The sequence below is a fragment of the Salifodinibacter halophilus genome (genome assembly GCA_012999515.1).
Taxonomy (GTDB): Bacteria; Pseudomonadota; Gammaproteobacteria; order Nevskiales; family Salinisphaeraceae; genus Salifodinibacter; species Salifodinibacter halophilus.
Map to the genome: position 1 here is coordinate 1 of JABEEB010000294.1, position 268 is coordinate 268.

The 268-nt window shown below is 75.0% G+C and carries 1 protein-coding gene; it reads right to left on the bottom strand.

From position 1 onward, the window contains the following. Positions 1–74 precede the first annotated feature (74 nt). Positions 75–268 (bottom strand): hypothetical protein (locus tag HKX41_11730; GenBank protein NNC24803.1); only part of this gene is annotated, 194 nt, incomplete at its 5' end.

Below are 268 nucleotides of genomic sequence, written 5' to 3' on the forward strand. Positions count from 1 at the left end.
CCAGTCGCCGCGGGCGACGCCGGCGGCGTAGGCCTGCGACGGCGTCGTCGCCGCGTCGTTGCGCAAGTTCGCGCTCACGGCCGCAGCACGCGGCCGCCGGCCGACATCAGCCGCACCGGCACCTGTTCCTGGTAGCCGTCCGACCAGGCGTCCACCGCCGCCGGTAGCTTGCCGGTCCAGGCCGGGTCGGAGCTGTAGTAGCGCAGTTCGGCGTGGCCTTGCTTGTCCTCGCCGCGGATCGCCGCCCATTGGCGGCCGTCGGCGGCCT